We start from the raw sequence: 16,991 nt of genomic DNA on the forward strand, positions 1-16,991 counted from the left end.
AAATATCCCCCATTCGTCCTCCAGCGGCGATCAAGTCCTGCTGCCTGAGCATTTAGCTGAATCGCGCCTACAAAAGTCGTTGTGTTTTGAGTTTTAGCCGTTATACTGCTAACAACTGTATGGAATAACAGGCTGTTTATGCGTCCACTAACCCCCCGACAACAAGAAGTACTCGATCTGATCAAATCCACTATGCTGGATACCGGTATGCCGCCTACGCGTGCAGAGATTGCCCGTCAACTGGGCTTTCGTTCTGCTAATGCCGCAGAGGAGCATTTAAAAGCGTTGGCGAAAAAGGGCGTGATTGAAATTTTACCGGGTACCTCTCGTGGTATTAAACTGAATATTCCTCTTGACGATGAAGCAGAAGAAGAAGGCTTACCGCTTATCGGTCGCGTTGCTGCGGGTGAACCTATTCTGGCGCAGGAACACGTAGAGATGCACTATAAAGTGGATCCGGCGTTATTCCATCCTAAAGCTGATTTCCTGCTGCGTGTAAACGGTATGAGTATGAAAGATATCGGTATTCTGGATGGTGACTTACTGGCAGTGCACCGTACCAGCGATGTTCACAATGGTCAGGTAGTCGTGGCCAGAGTCGATGAAGACGTTACGGTGAAGCGTTTAGAAAAACGAGGCCGTGAAGTACTGCTGCATGCAGAAAATGAAGAGTTCTCACCCATTAAGGTCGATCTGGCTAATCAGCCATTTAATATCGAAGGCATCGCGGTAGGTGTTATCCGTAATGCCGACTGGATGTAAGCACACCAGACATTATTTTTTAAAATTATGAATTTGAAAACCGGCATTCGCCGGTTTTCTTGCTTTTAGGGTTTTATTCTCTTAAAGCCACGCTTTCCCGTTACTTTTTGCCTGTTCAGGTCTGCTTATTAAGTTAGTAAAAGCTCACTAACAAAATTCACTCTGATTGTGCGCTTAGCACAAAAAATAACCATTTATCCGAATTTTAGACAAAAATAGCTGGACGTTATAGTCACAATGAGTAATTCTTATACAGTGCTTAACAATAAAATAACAAAGTAAGCACAAAATATTAAAAAGGCAGTTCAAATAACAACCAGTAAAGACCAGTCTGACTTTTCGCGTTGGGGCGTTTCGCGAGTGGCTACCGGTCTAACGGAGGTGTCGAGTGAAACAACTCGGGATATGTGTACTGAAAGCCTGGACAGCACTCGTTCTGTTGCTAGCTGGTGCGACAGCAGTAGCAGCAGGGAGCAGCGAAGTGTCGGCACTGAATCTGCGGCGTGGCGCGACAGAAATCAGTGGCCAGGTTTATGATCTGCACATGCTGATGTTCTCTATTTGTGTGGGGATCGCAGTAGTAGTGTTTGGGATTATGTTTGTTTCTATGTATTTGCATCGCAAATCACGGGGTGCAAAACCAGCCAACTTTCATGAGAGTGTGAAAGTTGAAATCGCCTGGACCGTTATTCCTTTCTTAATTCTAATCTTCATGGCTGTACCAGCCGCCAAAACCCTGCTTGCAATGGAAGATACCACCGAACCGGATATGACCGTCCTGGTAACCGGCTCCCAGTGGAAATGGCATTACAAGTATATGGATCGCGACGTGGAATTTTATTCATTGCTGGCTACTCAGCGTGAACAAATTGATAACCGCTATGCCAAGGGCGAAAATTATCTGCTTGAGGTCGACCGCCCACTGGTGATCCCTACCGGCCAGAAAGTACGCTTTCTGATCACCTCTGAGGACGTTATTCACTCTTGGTGGGTACCGGATTTTGCGGTTAAGAAAGATGCTAACCCAGGCTTTATTAACGAAGCCTGGACCCGGGTTGATGAGCCGGGAATCTATCGTGGTCAGTGCGCTGAACTGTGCGGTAAAGACCACGGCTTTATGCCGGTTGTGGTGATTGCCAAAGAGCCGGCCGCCTATGAGGCGTGGGTCAGTGAGCAGGAGTCTATTCGTCAGCAGGCACGTGAGGAAGAGCAGCGCTTACTGGCTATGAGTATGTCCATGGAAGAGCTGATGACCGAAGGCGAGCGGGTCTACAACGCCACCTGTGCAGCCTGCCATATGCCTAACGGCGAAGGGTTGCCAGGCGTCTTCCCGGCACTGAAAGGCAGCCCCATAGCACTGAACGATATGCAAGGGCATATCGACATTGTACTGAACGGTAAAACCGGTACTGCCATGCAGGCCTTTGGCAAAATGCTGAGCCTCAAAGAACTGGCTGCAGTTATTACCTACGAGCGTAATGCCTGGGGTAATAACACCGGTGACATGGTGCAGGCCAAAGACGTTAATGCCGTCGCAAGCGGGGAATAGGAGCCGAACATGAGTAAAGCAACTGACGTTTTAAACCCCGGTCTCGGGGCTGCAGATGCTCACGACGATCATCATGAGCATCATATTCCCAAAGGCATTATGCGTTGGGTATTAACAACCAACCATAAAGACATTGGGACCTTGTACCTTTGGTTCGCCTTCATCATGTTTTTAACGGGTGGTGCCATGGCTATGGTGATCCGGGCCGAACTGTTTCAACCCGGGTTACAAATTGTTGAACCTAACTTTTTTAACCAGATGACCACCGTGCATGGTCTCATCATGGTATTCGGCGCGGTTATGCCGGCCTTTACTGGTTTGGCTAACTGGCTGATCCCCATGATGATCGGCGCGCCAGATATGGCGCTACCGCGTATGAACAACTGGAGCTTCTGGATCCTGCCCTTTGCCTTTACGATTTTACTGGCGTCGCTGTTTGTTGAAGGCGGTGGCCCGGCATTTGGCTGGACGTTCTACGCACCACTATCTACCACCTACAGTGGTGACAGTACGGCATTGTTTGTGTTCTCCGTGCACATCATGGGTATCTCATCCATAATGGGCGCGATAAACGTCATTGTGACCATCTTTAATATGCGTGCGCCGGGCATGACCTGGATGAAGATGCCATTGTTTGTATGGACCTGGCTGATTACCGCGTTCCTGCTTATTGCGGTAATGCCGGTTCTGGCTGGTGCGGTTACCATGGTGCTCACCGATAAGTTCTTTGGTACCAGCTTTTTTGATGCCGCCGGTGGTGGCGATCCGGTAATGTTCCAGCATATATTCTGGTTCTTCGGTCACCCCGAAGTGTACATCATGATTTTGCCGGCCTTCGGTATTATCTCGCAGATTGTGCCAACCTTTGCCCGTAAACGTTTATTTGGTTATGCCTCAATGGTGTATGCCACCGCATCAATAGCCCTGCTAAGCTTTATTGTATGGGCTCACCATATGTTCACTACCGGCATGCCTGTGGCGGCCGAGATGTTCTTTATGTTTGCCACCATGCTGATATCAGTACCTACCGGCGTAAAAGTGTTTAACTGGGTGGCCACCATGTGGCGCGGCTCGATGAGTTTTGAAGTACCTATGTTATTTGCACTGGCCTTTATTGTGCTGTTTACCATTGGCGGTTTATCCGGGTTAATGCTCGCGATTACGCCGGTGGATTTCCAGTATCACGATACCTACTTTGTGGTCGCACATTTCCATTACGTGTTAGTAACCGGGGCGGTGTTCTCGATTATGGCGGCGGTGTATTACTGGATCCCTAAATGGACCGGTCGGATGTTCGATGTGACGCTTGCCAAGTGGCATTTCTGGTGCTCACTGATTTCCGTAAACGTACTGTTCTTCCCAATGCACTTCGTCGGCTTAGCCGGCATGCCCCGTCGTATTCCGGATTACTCTCTGCAGTTTGCGGATTTCAACAAATGGATCAGTATCGGTGGTTTTGCCTTTGGTTTGTCACAGCTCATCTTCCTGGTAGTGATGATCAAAGCCTGTCGTAAACAGGGTGAACCGGTGTCTGATCAGGTGTGGGACGGTGCGGAAGGTCTGGAGTGGGAAATTCCCTCACCAGCCCCTTATCACACCTTTGAAACGCCACCTGTTGTGAAGTAAGGGCACCAACATGGCCAATTCCAATTCGGCACTGGTAACCAAATTACTGCTGATTGTAGTGGGTATGTTCGGCTTTGGTTTTGCTCTGGTTCCGTTGTATGACGTGTTTTGCGACATCACTGGCATCAACGGCAAAACCAGCGAAACCGCTGCCGTTTACTACGAGGGGCAGGTGGATGAGTCGCGCACCATTACGGTGGAATTTATTACCCGCACTCATACTGGTATGCCGTGGGAGTTCAGAGCCCAAACCCAAAAGGTAAAGGTGCATCCCGGTGAAATGAACATGGTGGAGTTTTATGTGCGTAATCCGGCTAGCAAAGCCATGGTCGCGCAGGCTATTCCTTCAGTTACACCGGGCCAGGCGGCGTTGTATTTAAACAAAACCGAGTGCTTCTGTTTTAACAGCCAGCCACTGGCAGCCGGCGGTGAGTCGCTTATGCCCATGAGGTTTTATGTGGATCCGCAGCTGCCCGAAGACATTCACTTTTTTACCGTGCAATACACCCTTTTTGACGTCACCGGTAATGGTACCGATGACAAACCACTTAATAACCCTTTCCTGACTTCACTTAGCGATAACTGAGTCTAAGGAGAAAGTAATGCATCAAGAGTATCAGAAATACTATGTTCCGGCGCAGAGCTACTGGCCTATTGTGGGTGCCATTGCACTGTTTTTAATTGCCGTTGGGGCCGGTAACTTTGTTATAGAAGCCAGCCGCGGCGAGAGCGGCTGGGGCGATAACGTTCTGGGCGCTGGCATCGTCATGCTGCTGGTGATGTTGTTTGGCTGGTTTAAAGATCAGATTAACGAGTCCATGAGCGGCTTGTACAGCGATCAGTTAGGTCGTTCGTACCGACAGGGAATGAGTTGGTTTATTTTCTCTGAAGTGATGTTTTTTGCGGCCTTCTTTGGCGCGTTGTTTTATGCCCGCATGATTGCGGTGCCATGGCTTGGCGGTTCGTCGAATAATGCCATGACCAACGAAGTGCTGTGGCCGGGTTTTCAGGCGATGTGGCCGTTGGTGGAAACACCGGGGGGCATCAATACAACGCCAATGAGCTGGGCAGGATTGCCCACCATCAACACCATTATTCTGTTGATCTCCTCGGTTACTCTGCACTTTGCTCACGTGGGCCTGGAACAGGGTAAACGCAAGCAGCTTACCACTATGCTGGGTGCTACTATCCTGCTTGGTTGCGTGTTCTTGTTCCTGCAGGTGGAAGAATACATCCATGCCTATCAGGAACTGGGTCTGACTCTGCAATCCGGCGTGTATGGCAATACTTTCTTCCTGTTAACCGGCTTTCATGGCATGCACGTCACCCTGGGTACCATCATTTTAACAGTGCTGTTTCTACGGGTAATAAAAGGCCATTTCACGCCAGACAACCACTTTGCCTTCCAGGCAGGCAGTTGGTACTGGCACTTCGTCGACGTAGTGTGGGTAATGCTGTTTGTGTTTGTTTACGTGTTGTAAAGCTAATAAGGACTCGGATTGGGCGTGATCAGCCCGGTGGCCATGGCTATCAGGATGATCACCACAATCAGGGCCGACGTCATGACCCGCCGGCCAATATATTTACTCATCGGGGCTTTATCTGAGTTGTTACCCAGCATCACTTTCATCGCTAAAAACAGGTTAATGATCATAAAAATCAGTAAACCAACAATAATCACTTTGATGACCATGAGTAAAACTCCTCAGTACTCCGTGGCGAAGGGTTCCGGGCCAAAGAAATGGCCGGTACTGGCAAGCTGCGTAACGCTGATGGCGGTTGTCATTATGCTGTTTTTGGGTGTCTGGCAGCTCGATCGCATGGAGCAAAAACAACAGCGTCTCGACAGCATAGCGCAAAAATACACCACTGCGCCAATGCATCCCTTCGATGTGGCGGAGCAATGGCAGGATGTCCGTGATGTACCGGTAACGTTTCGTGGCGAGTTACAGGCTACACAGCTTATTTTTCTCGATAACCAGATTACCAATGGTGCAAGCGGTTATGACGTGCTGGTACCGGTGATTACCCGCGGGCGACCTGTGCTGGTTAACCTTGGCTGGGTGGCGGCCACCGCATCCCGTGCAGAGCTACCGGCAGTTGAGCTTCCCTCTGATCAGGTGTTAATCGAAGGGGTGATAACCCAACCCGGGCTGAATCCACTGATCAAGGAAACCCAGCAACAATTCAATGATTATCCGCTGCGGGTGCAACAAATAGATATTCCGCTGTTTAACCAGCAATGGGCATCGCGACTGCCAGACATGGTGGTTGAACGGTTGGCATCGCAACCGCAAATGAACCGCTTTACAACTAACTGGCAACCGGTTGTGATGTCACCGCAAAAACACCTCGGCTATGCCATTCAATGGTTTGGCCTGGCCATTGCCGCAGTAGTTATTTTCATTGTCGTGCTCATCAGGAGATCCAAATAATATGGCGACCGCAATTCATCCTCAGGCTAAACCCAAACGTTCGCTGCTGATTTTAATGGCGGCATTTATTATTCCGGTAGTACTGGCCAAGCTGGCCCTCGACTTTAACTGGTTTGAGCAAGGCGCTACCAATAAGGGGGAGCTGCTACAGCCGGTAGAGAATCTTCAACCATTGCTTAGCGAGCAAACACCGAAGTGGCGGGTGATGTATATCGTCCCGGCGCGGTGCGGTAATGAGTGTGAAAATGCGATTTACGCTATTCAGCAAGTCTGGCTGGCACTGGGAAAAGAGTCTGACCGGGCCCAACCGGCGGTATTTTTAACCGCAACCAGCGACAGCAAAGCCATGAATATTCTGCATGATTACGAACATATCAATGCGGTCATGCTCAATCAGTCGCAAATCCAGCAGCTCGAGCGTAGCCAGATCAATGAGCATATTTTTCTGGTCGATACCCAGGGTAATGCGATGTTGCGTTATCCCCTGTATCAGCGTCGTCAGGAAGCGGTAATGGGCAGCCGCGACGTGCTGTCCGATCTGCGTAAATTACTCAAACTGTCACGTATCGGGTAAGGCGGCACTATGCGGAAGTTGGTTGGTTTTAGTCTTCTCCTGGCGGTCGTGGTTATCGTGCTTGGTGCCTATACCCGTTTAACGGACGCAGGCCTCGGTTGTCCGGACTGGCCGGGCTGCTACGGTCATCTGACGGTACCGCAATCTGATGGGCACATCGAGGCAGCTAACGCGGCCTATCCTGAGCGGCCGGTGGAAACCCATAAAGCCTGGAACGAGATGATCCACCGGTACTTTGCCGGCACGCTGGGGCTGTGTATTTTGGCTATCGCTATTTGGGCGGTGAGCAAGCGATCTGCTCAGGTCCCCTTAAAACTACCGCTGATTTTGCTGGTACTGGTGTCTTTTCAGGCCTTACTTGGCATGTGGACAGTAACGCTCAACCTGCTTCCGGTGGTGGTCATGGGCCACCTGCTGGGCGGTTTTAGTGTGCTTACCTGCTTGTTTTTACTGTATTTACGATTATCCCGCTACCGGATTGGCTTTGTTGATATGCGTATTAAGCGCTACGCCACGTTTGCCGCCCTTGGCATCGTGGTGCTGGTTGGACAAATTGCACTGGGAGGCTGGACTTCGGCTAACTATGCTGCACTGGCCTGTACCGAATTCCCGGTCTGCGAGGGCGACTGGCTGAACCGGATTGATCTGGCCGGTGCTTACAGTGTACCTGATGCTGATAACTACGAATATGGCGCACATGACTACGCCGAACGCATGACTATGCATATCGCACATCGTTTGGGCGCGGTGATTACTTTTCTGTATCTGGGGTGGCTGGCAATCAGTCTGTATCGCCGCTCCGCTTCTCAGCATCTGCGCAACGCGTCGGTGGTATTAGGCCTGGTATTGCTGGCTCAGGTTGGTCTGGGTATCAGCAATGTCGTGTTCAGCTTACCCCTGCAGGTTGCCGTTTTACACAATGCCGTAGCGGCATGTTTATTACTGGTGCTCGTTCTTATTACTTACACACTGTATCGAAAAGTGTAGGAGGTCTTCATGGCAAAATCGCAACCGATTACTGCATCGTTGTCAGCTTCCAAAAGCCGTTCGTTAACCGGCTGGCGGGCAAACTGGCGCTATTATTACGAAATGACCAAGCCACGGGTGGTAATGTTATTACTGCTCACAGCCCTGGTGGGAATGTGTCTGGCCACGCCTGGCTGGGTACCCGCTGATCGTTTAATTGCCGGTTTACTCGGCATTGGCCTGCTGGCCAGCGCGGCAGCGGTACTTAACCATATCGTTGATCATAAAATTGATAGCCAGATGGCGCGCACCTTTAACCGCCCGGTGGTGAAAGGCAAGGTGAGTATCCAACAGGCACTGATATTTTCGTTTGTACTGGCGGTAGTGGGCTACGCCATGCTGGAAATCTGGGTTAACCGCTTAACCGCCATGCTCACATTAGCCAGCCTGGTCGGCTATGCCGTGGTTTACACCATGTTTCTTAAGCGTGCCACACCACAAAATATAGTGATTGGCGGATTAGCCGGTGCCGCGCCGCCATTACTGGGCTGGACAGCGGTCACCGGTGAGATTCATGCTCATGCATTGTTACTGGTGTTAATTGTATTCACGTGGACACCACCACATTTCTGGGCGCTGGCCATCCATCGCGAGAAAGATTACGCCAAAGCCAAGGTACCTATGCTGCCGGTGACTCACGGTATTGCCTTCACCAAAACCTGCGTACTGCTATACACCATTCTGCTGTGTTTAGTGTGCCTGTTACCTTACCTGATTGGAAAAGCACACCTTATTTATCTGGTGGGTTCGTCGCTACTTAACGCCGGCTTTTTATATTATGCGTTAAAACTCAAATATGCGGCGGATGGGCAAACTGCCATGACCACCTTTAGATACTCGATTGTCCATCTGATGGTATTATTTGTTGTATTGTTGGTTGATCACTATGTTCCGATGGCTTTATGAATCAAAAACTGTTGTTAACCCTGGTGGCGGTGCTGGCCCTTGTGACCGGCGTGGGTATGGCGTGGTGGTTTACCGCGCAAAGCACCGAAAACGACACACCTCAGTATCTACAAACCTTTCCTGAGCCTCGTCAGCTGGCCGAGGTCACGCTACTCAATCAGCACGGCGAAACGGTTAATAACGAACTGTTTAAAGGGCATTGGAGCCTGTTATTTTTAGGCTATACCTTTTGCCCGGATGTGTGCCCTACTACCATGGCAGCATTAGGGAAAATTTATCCAGAACTACAAAATATTTCCACGGACTCGCCGATTCAGGTAGTGTTTGTCTCCGTGGATCCAAAGCGGGATACACCTGAAAGGCTCGCCTCTTACGTTGAGTACTTCAACCCTGAGTTTGTTGCATTAACGGGTGAGCACAAAATGTTGTTCCCGTTTGCGAGATCGCTTGGGCTGATGTATGCCATTGCCGAAAGTACCGATAACCCCAATTATCTTGTTGATCACAGTGCTTCTGTGGTTGTAGTCGATCCGAATGGTTTGGCCCTTGGAAGGTTTAAGCCTAAGTATAATCCTGGTGAACTTGCAGTAAGTGACAGTGTTCAAATACTTACTGATATGCCTGTTATTATCAAAGAACAATAAATGCCATGTTGTAGTATTATCCGAAATGCCAAAAAGGATGATGGTAGTATAGCTGTTCCCCTGCTGTTGAACGCTGGTAAGCACTTGCTTATCGAGGTCTTTGGCCAAGGTGACCCAGAGGTTACCCTGGACTACCTGTTGTCAGCCTGGAATAAAGGGGGTGGACAGTACGGTTTTGAAAATCATTGGGTTGCCGAGTATAACGGCGAAGTGACCGGCCTGGTTAGTTGCTGGCACGATCGCTTGCCTGAAAATTTCGACAGAGAAACCCTGTCTTCGATCGTCGAGCACTATGGTATCGATGAGGCGCTTGAGATTGTCATGCGCTCACAGCAATATCTGGCCGTGTTAGAGGCGCCTTTATTTACCGAACTTGGAATTGGCCACCTGGCCGTATCGCCCAACGCCCGGCGTCAGGGTACTGGCTCTGCCCTAATCGAGTTTATGGAAGTAAAAGCCCGTGCGATGAAAAAAAATGCGCTCGTCCTAAACTGTGAAATTGCTAATGAAGGCGCGATTGCTTTCTATCAGCGATTAGGGTTTGGTGAACATCGGGCCAACGATCAGTTTGTGCAAATGATTAAAGCGCTGCATATCGAAATATAATAACCAGTGGGCTATTGCCGGTCGCGGTTTTCTCGCATCAGCAATAGCCGCGGTTTCGCTTAATCCGGATACTGCCCTTTGTCGTTAGCCACGAAAAAAGGCATGGAATACCAGTAAAAACGGCCGCCTGCTGACTCTGATGGCGCAGTACAATTCACCCGAGAACGGCCAATTGGTAATTTTGCATCCAGCGTAAAACTATACTCACTGGCATCGGTTTCTACTTCAAGTGTGCTGCCCTGATAATAACAGGCCAGTTGCGATAATCTCACGTCCTTGGCCGCACGCTTGTCGAGAGTAATGGTAACGGTGTCATCAAGCTGGCGGCTGGCCATTTGCGGATCGGTCAGCGAAGCACTCACCACCGGCATAGCCAGACTGGCCATTTTGGTCTTCAACGTGCTCAGCTTTGCATAGGGGCCGGCAGCAGGAAAGCGCGGAATCGCCGTCATATCAGTGAATGTGCCAACGGCGCCGGAGTGCTGACCAAACCCCGTATAGCCGTGTTGTGCCAGTTGGTTAGCCAGAGTCTGATTGTATTCTCCGAATGGGTAGGCGAGGTATTTAAGTGATTCACCGGTGTGTTGCTGAATGATTTTCTCGGCACGGGTGATATTCTGCCAGACCCGTTTAAGCCAGGCTTGCTCGCTTTCTCCGGCCTGTTTTTCCAGCAAATGCAAGTGGTCTATGGTGTGATTGGCGAAGGACACCCCCTGTTGTTGCATTTGCTTTACCTGCTTCCAGCTAAGCTGATTGCCCTGTTTACCAATGACTTCAGGGTTAATAAAAATGGTGTAAGGGAAGCCATGCTTCTGCAGCAGCGGGTGACCATTGGTGAGAATATTCTCGTAGCCATCATCAAAGGTAATGGCCAGCGCGTTATCAGGCACGCTACCCTTTCCTTTGGCTGCATCAACCAGCTGTTTTAAGGGCACTACCGTATAGTGTTCATTAATATAATCGAGGTGCTGAGCAAACTCTTCGGGCGTTACTGATGTGCTGCGCGGGGTATCCTCCGCCACATGGTGATACAGTAAGATCACGCCACTGGAATGGGCTGGTCCGGCCGCGGCCTGGCTTGCTGTGCTGTGCAAAAATAACAGGCTCAGTAACAGCGGGATAAATCGGCGTGTCATGATAAACTGCATGCATTCTCCTTGAAATTAATACCAAACTCGGAAAGGTTCCGGTGACAACCCTATCCTATCAGTTGCGCGGCAGTGCTGCCCACATTCAGTTATTAAAGCTGGCTCTGCCGATGATTCTGGCGAATATCACCACACCATTGCTGGGATTGGTTGATACGGCGGTAATGGGGCATATGGATTCATCGGCGCAACTCGCCGGCGCATCCATTGGTGCGTTAATCCTTACCCAAATTTACTGGGTGTGTGGCTTTATCCGTATGTCGGCCACCGGGATGAGTGCTCAGGCCCGGGGCGAGGGCGACCTCAGCGTGATGGCAAAATCCTTTTATCAAACCGCGGTGATTGCCATCACTATTGGTCTGCTCATCTGGCTGACGCAACAGGCTATTCTGCAAGCCGGTTTATGGCTGGCGGCGCCGGCTGCCGATGTGGCTGTTTTTAGTCGCGAGTACTTTACTATCCGGGTGTGGGGAGCGCCGGCTGCCTTGCTCAACCTGGCGTTGATTGGTTGGCTGGTAGGGCAGCAAAAAACCACCAGTGTGTTGCTGGTGCAGATTGTCGGTAACCTGCTTAATGCCGGGCTGGATATCCTGCTGGTCTGGTGGTTGGATTGGGGCGTCAGCGGAGTTGCACTGGCCAGTGTGGTGGCCGAGTACACGATGATGATAATGGCGATGCTGTTTGCGTTAAGTCATATTAAATGGCAGTCGCCGGCACTTGAGTGGTTTAATAAAACGGCCCGTAGGTTTTTAATGAAGCTCAATGGTGACATGCTGCTACGTAATCTGGCATTGCAGGCATGTCTGGCCTTTTTAACCATTCAGGGCGCCCGCTATGGTCAGACTGCCACGGCGGTCAATGCTATCCTTATGCAGTTCTTTGTGCTGATTGCTCTGGGGCTCGATGGTATTGCTTACGCAGTAGAGGCTACCGTAGGCGAGGCTGCCGGCGCTAAGAGTACTAACGGGGTTATGCGCCAGACACAGCGGGGGTTACTCTGGTCAGGGCTGTTTGCCGTCGGCTATGCGGTGATGTTTTGGTTTTTCGGGCCGCAAATCATTCGTTTACTCACCGATATAGAGTCTTTGCAGCAGGCCGCATACCCTTACCTTGGCATGATGACCGTGTTGCCATTAGTGGCTCACTGGTGTTTTTTGTATGATGGGGTGTTTGTTGGCCTCACGCAGGCCAAAGCCATGCGCGATACCATGATAGTCAGCGCGTTACTGGTGTATTTCCCGGTGTGGTATTTCACCCAGTCTGAGGGTAATCCTGCCTTGTGGTGGGCCTTACTGGCCTTTTTACTTGCCCGGGGGATCACACTGGGCGCTGTGTTTTACTGGCGCAGGGATAAACTCGTTGTTAGTGCCTGAATTTACTTGTGCCGCTTGGGATTAATCGACTTGGTGAGGCGTTGCCAGAGCAGGCCAAGATAACCAGACATAGCCCAGCCAAAGCCGCCGAGCAACACGACTAACCCCACATAATAAAGCGGTTCGAACCACCAGGCGCCTGCCACCATAACAGCCAGCCCCACTGCAAATACACTGAGGCCCTGAATAAAGCGTTGCCAGTGGCTAAAAGGCAGCATAGCGCCGTGGTCCGGCTGCAAGCTTAGTAGTAAGAGTGCTCACCCGACTGATGCTCTGTGGCATCGCGAACGCCTTTGATTTCGCCGGCAAATTCGTCGAGCATCTGCTTTTCAATCCCTTCTTTAAGCGTTACATCGACCATTGAGCAGCCGTTACAACCGCCGCCAAATTGCAGCACGGCATAACCGTCATCGGTAATTTCAAGCAGTACAACCTGGCCACCGTGGTTAGCCAGCTGCGGGTTAATTTCAGACTCAATCATGTAGTTCAGACGCTCGACTATTGGCGCATCATCTGCCACTTTGCGAGCCTTGGCATTTGGTGCTTTCAGCGTTAGCTGTGAGCCCATCTGATCGGTGACATAATCGATTTCGGCTTCTTCGAGATATGGCGCGCTTTCTTCGTCAACCACGGCATCAAAGCCGTCGAAGGGTAAACGGGTGTCGGAAGGCTCCACCGCATCGGGTGGACAATAAGAAACACCGCATTCAGCACTTGAGGTTCCCGGATTCACTACGAAAACACGGATGTTTGTGCCTTCTTCCTGTTTAGCCAGTAACTTAACAAAGTGTCCCTGGGCCTCTTTTGATATTGAGATCATTGTAGAGTCCTGCATAATCAATAACTGTCGCATATGATAACAAATTAACCTGACTAAAACAGTCAGGTATTGAAAATATATTATGCCGAAGTCACAGGTTTCAAGACCATCAAATAAAACTAATTATGGTGTCCGTAAAATGCTATCAGCGCCAATAACGACAAATTCCACCCCTTCACAATCATATCTAGCCAGGCTCTACGCTGTTCTGATTGTTGCGTTTTCGCTCTGCTTCAGCACGATGACGCTTGCCCAGGGCAAGCCGGCAAAGGCGTACCTGCCTGAAAATATTCAGCTTGATCCCGCTATACCCACTCCCGAATCGGTGCTTGGCTATAATGTTGGCGACTGGCATGTTCGCCATGATTTACTGGTTAGTTATATGCGCAGCCTCGCTGCGGCTTCTGATCGGATAACCCTGGAAGTCACCGGCTATACCCACGAGCAACGCCCGCTGCTGCTGTTAACCATTACGGCGCCACAAAACCGCAGTAAACTGCCTGACTGGCGTGCTGCGCATCTGGCTCAGCTTCAGCAAGGTAAAAAAACACCGGCGGATGCGCCGCTGTTCTTTTACATGGGCTACAGTGTACATGGCAATGAGCCATCCGGTGCCAATGCGTCGCTGTTAGTGGCCTATTATCTCGCAGCCGCCCAGGACGAACGGGTAACCCGTTTACTGCAGGAAAACGTGGTGCTGCTAGACCCTTCATACAACCCGGATGGGTTATCGCGGTTTGCGCACTGGGCCAATATGCACAAGGGCAAGGTACTCAATGCTGATCCAGCGCATCGGGAACATCAGGAAGGCTGGCCAAACGGTCGCACCAATCATTATTGGTTCGACCTGAACCGGGACTGGTTGATGATGGTGCATCCTGAGTCTCAGGCTCGGATTAAGAAGTTTCAGTACTGGCGCCCCCACGTATTAACCGATTTCCATGAAATGGGCACCAACAGTTCCTATTTTTTCCAGCCGGGTGTGCCAAGTCGCAAAAATCCGTTTACGCCGGAAGGTAACGTACGCCTGACTAACGCGTTGGCAGAATATTATGTCAGGGCCTTCGATAGTCAGAAACAACTGTATTTCAGTCAGGAAGGCTTTGATGATTTTTACTACGGTAAAGGCTCATCCTATCCGGATGCCCAGGGCAGTATTGGTGTGCTGTTCGAGCAGGCCAGTAGTCGCGGACACCTGCAGGATTCCATTAACGGCCCGCTGGCGTTTCCGCAAACTATCCAGAATCAGTTCACCATGTCAGTAGCGGTGTTTGATGGCGCCATGGCCAATAAGGCGGCGTTGCTGGACTATCAGCATAACTTCTATAAAGAAACTGCAGAGCTTGCCAGTCAGGATGACAATGCAGCCTACTTAATTCATGAACCGCAGGATAGCTGGCGTCTGGAAAAAGCGCGCTGGGTGCTCACGCAGCACAATATCAGGTATCAGCAACCGCGCGAAGATATTGAAGTTAACGACACTGTGTATAAAGCAAACAGCACGCTGGTAGTGCCGCTGGCACAGCCGCAGTACCGGTTAATCAAGTCGTTGTTCTCCACTCAGCAGGATTTTGTGGATAACACCTTTTACGACGTCTCTAACTTTAACCTGCCTCTGGCGTTTGATTTAGCCTTTGCCCCCATGAGCAGCCGTGAACTGCGCCGCGTAAAATTCACCGACAATAGCCCGTCCCCTGCTCCGGTGGTACCGATTGACAGTGATGCTTATGCCTACGCGCTTGAGTGGCATCACTACAAAGCCCCGGCATTGTTACAACAACTGCTGGATAAAGGGGTAGCAGCGCGTATCGCCACCCAGCCGTTTACAGCAGCAACCACTCAGGGCAACTTGTCGCTGGCAGCGGGTACGATTGTGATCCCACGGGGGGTGCCTCAGCCCCCGTCGCTCATTGACCTGATTAATGCGGCGGCGGTTGATGCCGGGGTGCCGGTGTTGTCGCTCAGCAGCGGCTTTACCCGAACCGGCATCGACATTGGCAGTCGCAGTATGGTGCCGGTAAAAGCACCCCGGGTACTGCTGGTGGGGGGCGAGGGCGTCAGTCCTTATCAGGCCGGTGAAGTGTGGCATTACCTGGATACACAGGTGGGCATGCCGGTAACCCTGGTGGAGCAACGTCACCTCGATAACGTTTCCCTGCATGATTACACCCACATTGTATTTGTTGGCGGCCGCTACGATTTGCCTGAAGGAACAGATAAAACGTTAACCGACTGGGTTCGCGCTGGCGGCACTCTGGTAGGCCAGACCTCGGCCCTGCGGTTATTTGCCCGGCATAAATGGCTGGATATTAAGTTAAGCTCGCGGCAGGACGTTGCCGACCTGTTCAACGAAAAGAACCTGACCTTCGCCGACCGTTCCGCGCACAATGCACAACAACTGGTGGCCGGGGCGGTTTATCAGGCCAACATCGATACCTCCCATCCGCTGTTTTACGGCTATGATGCACCGCTGTTAAACCTGTTTAAAACCAGTAATATGATGGCGTTCAGCAATGCCTCACCAACCTTGGTGCCGGCCCGCTACACCGACTCTCCGCTGGTCGCCGGTTTCAGTGCCGACCCTGTGGCAAATGAGATAGCCGGCTCAGTAGCGGTAATGGCTGAACCCCTTGGACGCGGCCGGGTGATTGGCTTTACCGACGATCCGCAATTTCGCGGGTTCTGGTATGGCACCAACAAGCTGATGAGCAATGCACTGTTTATGGCTGAGGCGATTAATTAAGCCTGACGGTGGCTAAGGATTTGCCGACCAGGCAGCAGCAGCGCCTGGTCGGCCTTTGCTGGTGTGACGGCCAGCGCCCAGACTAGGATTTCTGTGTGCGGCGCAACCTGATGGATGAGCCTGCTAAGGGTTGCAATAGTGGCACCGGTCGTCACCACGTCGTCAATCAGGGCTACTCGAGCGGGGAAGTTGCTGTTTCCAAGCTGATAAGCCTGCTTCAGGTTGTGCAGTCGCTCGCGTCTGCCAAGGGATTGCTGACTGCGTTGCCAGCCTCGTCTGTGAGCCCAGTGCGGCATCACCGGAATCTCCAGATGTTTTCCAAGGTAGTCGGCTAACAGCAGCGTCTGATGGTACTGGCGTTTGGCAAAACGCCAGGGACTAATAGGAACAGGCAGCAGGCAGTCGGGTAACGGGCTGGTTAAAACCGCAGAATATCGCAAGAACCATTGCGCCAATGGCTCCGCCAGCAGCGGATGGCCGTATTTAAAGCGGCGAATCAAATGATCCAGTGGCCACTGAAAGTAACTTAGCGCGCACATTTGCTGGTAGTGCCCGGGAGTTAATCCCTGCTTAATTGCGGGCCAGTTTAGCAGGTTACCGGCCACCTTATGGTTATTAAAGAACAGGCAGTCTTGCTCGCAAACCCGGCAAACTGCGGCCTTACAGTGTTGCTGACACAAATAACATAACCCTGCTGGACGGAACTTCGTCGCACCTTTGAGTCGTTCCACGCATTTCGTTATTGGGGTTTTTAAAATGCTCATGTAAACTTTTGCTAC

The 16,991-nt window shown here is 51.0% G+C and carries 18 protein-coding genes; 13 read left to right on the forward strand and 5 right to left on the reverse strand.

All coding sequences use genetic code 11. From position 1 onward, the window contains the following. Nucleotides 1-138 precede the first annotated feature (138 nt). From lexA to AC2T0J_RS07540, 5 genes are all read left to right on the forward strand, one after another. Nucleotides 139-762 carry a transcriptional repressor LexA gene (gene lexA / locus AC2T0J_RS07520; protein WP_279319590.1) on the forward strand — a complete coding sequence of 208 codons (624 nt, stop codon included), beginning with the start codon at nt 139-141 and terminating at the stop codon, nt 760-762. A 436-nt stretch (nt 763-1,198) separates the two neighbouring features. After that, entirely contained in the window at nt 1,199-2,311 is a 1,113-nt protein-coding gene (gene coxB / locus AC2T0J_RS07525) for a cytochrome c oxidase subunit II (protein WP_489810302.1), read from the forward strand. A gap of 9 nt (nt 2,312-2,320) precedes the next feature. Continuing rightward, nucleotides 2,321-3,937, forward strand: a complete 1,617-nt coding sequence (gene ctaD, locus AC2T0J_RS07530) for a cytochrome c oxidase subunit I (protein WP_489809520.1) — start codon at nt 2,321-2,323, stop codon at nt 3,935-3,937. A 10-nt stretch (nt 3,938-3,947) separates the two neighbouring features. Further along, nucleotides 3,948-4,523: a cytochrome c oxidase assembly protein gene (locus AC2T0J_RS07535; protein ID WP_489809521.1), complete on the forward strand. Its 576-nt coding sequence runs from the start codon at nt 3,948-3,950 to the stop codon at nt 4,521-4,523. Between the two features lie 16 nt (nt 4,524-4,539). Next, nucleotides 4,540-5,418, forward strand: a complete 879-nt coding sequence (locus tag AC2T0J_RS07540) for a cytochrome c oxidase subunit 3 (protein ID WP_489809522.1) — start codon at nt 4,540-4,542, stop codon at nt 5,416-5,418. A 2-nt stretch (nt 5,419-5,420) separates the two neighbouring features. Here AC2T0J_RS07540 and AC2T0J_RS07545 read toward each other — a convergent pair whose 3' ends face one another. After that, nucleotides 5,421-5,630 (reverse strand): DUF2909 domain-containing protein, encoded by a 210-nt coding sequence (locus AC2T0J_RS07545; protein WP_489809523.1) that lies wholly within the window; start codon nt 5,628-5,630, stop codon nt 5,421-5,423. Here AC2T0J_RS07545 and AC2T0J_RS07550 point away from each other — a divergent pair. The 6 genes from AC2T0J_RS07550 to AC2T0J_RS07575 are packed head-to-tail and all read left to right on the forward strand — an operon-like array spanning nt 5,629 to nt 10,128. Continuing rightward, nucleotides 5,629-6,372 (forward strand): SURF1 family protein, encoded by a 744-nt coding sequence (locus AC2T0J_RS07550; RefSeq protein ID WP_489809524.1) that lies wholly within the window; start codon nt 5,629-5,631, stop codon nt 6,370-6,372. The genes AC2T0J_RS07545 and AC2T0J_RS07550 overlap by 2 nt on opposite strands. A 1-nt stretch (nt 6,373) precedes the next feature. Next, on the forward strand, nt 6,374-6,946 hold the full coding sequence (locus AC2T0J_RS07555) for a hypothetical protein (protein ID WP_489809525.1): 573 nt from the start codon (nt 6,374-6,376) through the stop codon (nt 6,944-6,946). A 9-nt stretch (nt 6,947-6,955) separates the two neighbouring features. Continuing rightward, complete coding sequence (locus AC2T0J_RS07560) at nt 6,956-7,933, forward strand: COX15/CtaA family protein (RefSeq protein ID WP_489809526.1); 978 nt, start codon at nt 6,956-6,958, stop codon at nt 7,931-7,933. 9 nt (nt 7,934-7,942) lie between these two features. Continuing rightward, nucleotides 7,943-8,878, forward strand: coding sequence for a heme o synthase (cyoE, locus tag AC2T0J_RS07565; RefSeq protein ID WP_489809527.1), 936 nt, complete (start codon nt 7,943-7,945; stop codon nt 8,876-8,878). Next, nucleotides 8,875-9,522: an SCO family protein gene (locus AC2T0J_RS07570; protein WP_489809528.1), complete on the forward strand. Its 648-nt coding sequence runs from the start codon at nt 8,875-8,877 to the stop codon at nt 9,520-9,522. Before cyoE ends, AC2T0J_RS07570 begins: the two co-directional genes overlap by 4 nt. Further along, complete coding sequence (locus AC2T0J_RS07575) at nt 9,523-10,128, forward strand: GNAT family N-acetyltransferase (protein ID WP_489809529.1); 606 nt, start codon at nt 9,523-9,525, stop codon at nt 10,126-10,128. Nucleotides 10,129-10,187: 59 nt separating this feature from the next. Here the strand turns inward: AC2T0J_RS07575 and AC2T0J_RS07580 are convergent, their stop codons facing one another. Then, a complete protein-coding gene (locus AC2T0J_RS07580; RefSeq protein ID WP_489809530.1) occupies nt 10,188-11,276 on the reverse strand; it encodes a polysaccharide deacetylase family protein in 1,089 nt (362 codons plus the stop codon). 110 nt (nt 11,277-11,386) lie between these two features. Here AC2T0J_RS07580 and AC2T0J_RS07585 point away from each other — a divergent pair, with 110 nt between their 5' ends. Next, nucleotides 11,387-12,649, forward strand: coding sequence for an MATE family efflux transporter (locus AC2T0J_RS07585; RefSeq protein ID WP_489810303.1), 1,263 nt, complete (start codon nt 11,387-11,389; stop codon nt 12,647-12,649). 2 nt (nt 12,650-12,651) lie between these two features. On the opposite strand, the gene AC2T0J_RS07590 is transcribed toward AC2T0J_RS07585, so the two are convergent. Continuing rightward, nucleotides 12,652-12,867 carry a hypothetical protein gene (locus AC2T0J_RS07590; protein ID WP_489809531.1) on the reverse strand — a complete coding sequence of 72 codons (216 nt, stop codon included), beginning with the start codon at nt 12,865-12,867 and terminating at the stop codon, nt 12,652-12,654. A gap of 23 nt (nt 12,868-12,890) precedes the next feature. Continuing rightward, nucleotides 12,891-13,469: a Fe-S biogenesis protein NfuA gene (gene nfuA, locus AC2T0J_RS07595; protein ID WP_296046345.1), complete on the reverse strand. Its 579-nt coding sequence runs from the start codon at nt 13,467-13,469 to the stop codon at nt 12,891-12,893. Nucleotides 13,470-13,710: 241 nt separating this feature from the next. Between nfuA and AC2T0J_RS07600 the strand changes: the two genes are divergently transcribed. Next, nucleotides 13,711-16,212: a M14 family zinc carboxypeptidase gene (locus AC2T0J_RS07600; protein WP_489809532.1), complete on the forward strand. Its 2,502-nt coding sequence runs from the start codon at nt 13,711-13,713 to the stop codon at nt 16,210-16,212. On the opposite strand, the gene AC2T0J_RS07605 is transcribed toward AC2T0J_RS07600, so the two are convergent. Continuing rightward, on the reverse strand, nt 16,209-16,943 hold the full coding sequence (locus AC2T0J_RS07605; RefSeq protein WP_489809533.1) for a ComF family protein: 735 nt from the start codon (nt 16,941-16,943) through the stop codon (nt 16,209-16,211). The genes AC2T0J_RS07600 and AC2T0J_RS07605 overlap by 4 nt on opposite strands. Nucleotides 16,944-16,991 lie beyond the last annotated feature (48 nt).

This window comes from Alteromonas sp. ISO5 (genome assembly GCF_058105165.1).

Excerpts from the sequence above, each read along its gene's own strand:
- AC2T0J_RS07570 (WP_489809528.1), top strand. The coding sequence starts at position 8,875 with ATGAATCAAAAACTGTTGTTAACCCTGGTGGCGGTGCTGGCCCTTGTG.
- nfuA (WP_296046345.1), bottom strand. The coding sequence starts at position 13,469 with ATGATCTCAATATCAAAAGAGGCCCAGGGACACTTTGTTAAGTTACTG.
- AC2T0J_RS07535 (WP_489809521.1), top strand. The coding sequence starts at position 3,948 with ATGGCCAATTCCAATTCGGCACTGGTAACCAAATTACTGCTGATTGTA.
- lexA (WP_279319590.1), top strand. The coding sequence starts at position 139 with ATGCGTCCACTAACCCCCCGACAACAAGAAGTACTCGATCTGATCAAA.
- AC2T0J_RS07575 (WP_489809529.1), top strand. The coding sequence starts at position 9,523 with ATGCCATGTTGTAGTATTATCCGAAATGCCAAAAAGGATGATGGTAGT.
- AC2T0J_RS07540 (WP_489809522.1), top strand. The coding sequence starts at position 4,540 with ATGCATCAAGAGTATCAGAAATACTATGTTCCGGCGCAGAGCTACTGG.
- AC2T0J_RS07560 (WP_489809526.1), top strand. The coding sequence starts at position 6,956 with ATGCGGAAGTTGGTTGGTTTTAGTCTTCTCCTGGCGGTCGTGGTTATC.
- AC2T0J_RS07550 (WP_489809524.1), top strand. The coding sequence starts at position 5,629 with ATGAGTAAAACTCCTCAGTACTCCGTGGCGAAGGGTTCCGGGCCAAAG.
- AC2T0J_RS07545 (WP_489809523.1), bottom strand. The coding sequence starts at position 5,630 with ATGGTCATCAAAGTGATTATTGTTGGTTTACTGATTTTTATGATCATT.
- AC2T0J_RS07590 (WP_489809531.1), bottom strand. The coding sequence starts at position 12,867 with ATGCTGCCTTTTAGCCACTGGCAACGCTTTATTCAGGGCCTCAGTGTA.
- AC2T0J_RS07580 (WP_489809530.1), bottom strand. The coding sequence starts at position 11,276 with ATGCAGTTTATCATGACACGCCGATTTATCCCGCTGTTACTGAGCCTG.
- AC2T0J_RS07600 (WP_489809532.1), top strand. The coding sequence starts at position 13,711 with ATGACGCTTGCCCAGGGCAAGCCGGCAAAGGCGTACCTGCCTGAAAAT.
- AC2T0J_RS07585 (WP_489810303.1), top strand. The coding sequence starts at position 11,387 with ATGATTCTGGCGAATATCACCACACCATTGCTGGGATTGGTTGATACG.
- cyoE (WP_489809527.1), top strand. The coding sequence starts at position 7,943 with ATGGCAAAATCGCAACCGATTACTGCATCGTTGTCAGCTTCCAAAAGC.
- AC2T0J_RS07555 (WP_489809525.1), top strand. The coding sequence starts at position 6,374 with ATGGCGACCGCAATTCATCCTCAGGCTAAACCCAAACGTTCGCTGCTG.
- ctaD (WP_489809520.1), top strand. The coding sequence starts at position 2,321 with ATGAGTAAAGCAACTGACGTTTTAAACCCCGGTCTCGGGGCTGCAGAT.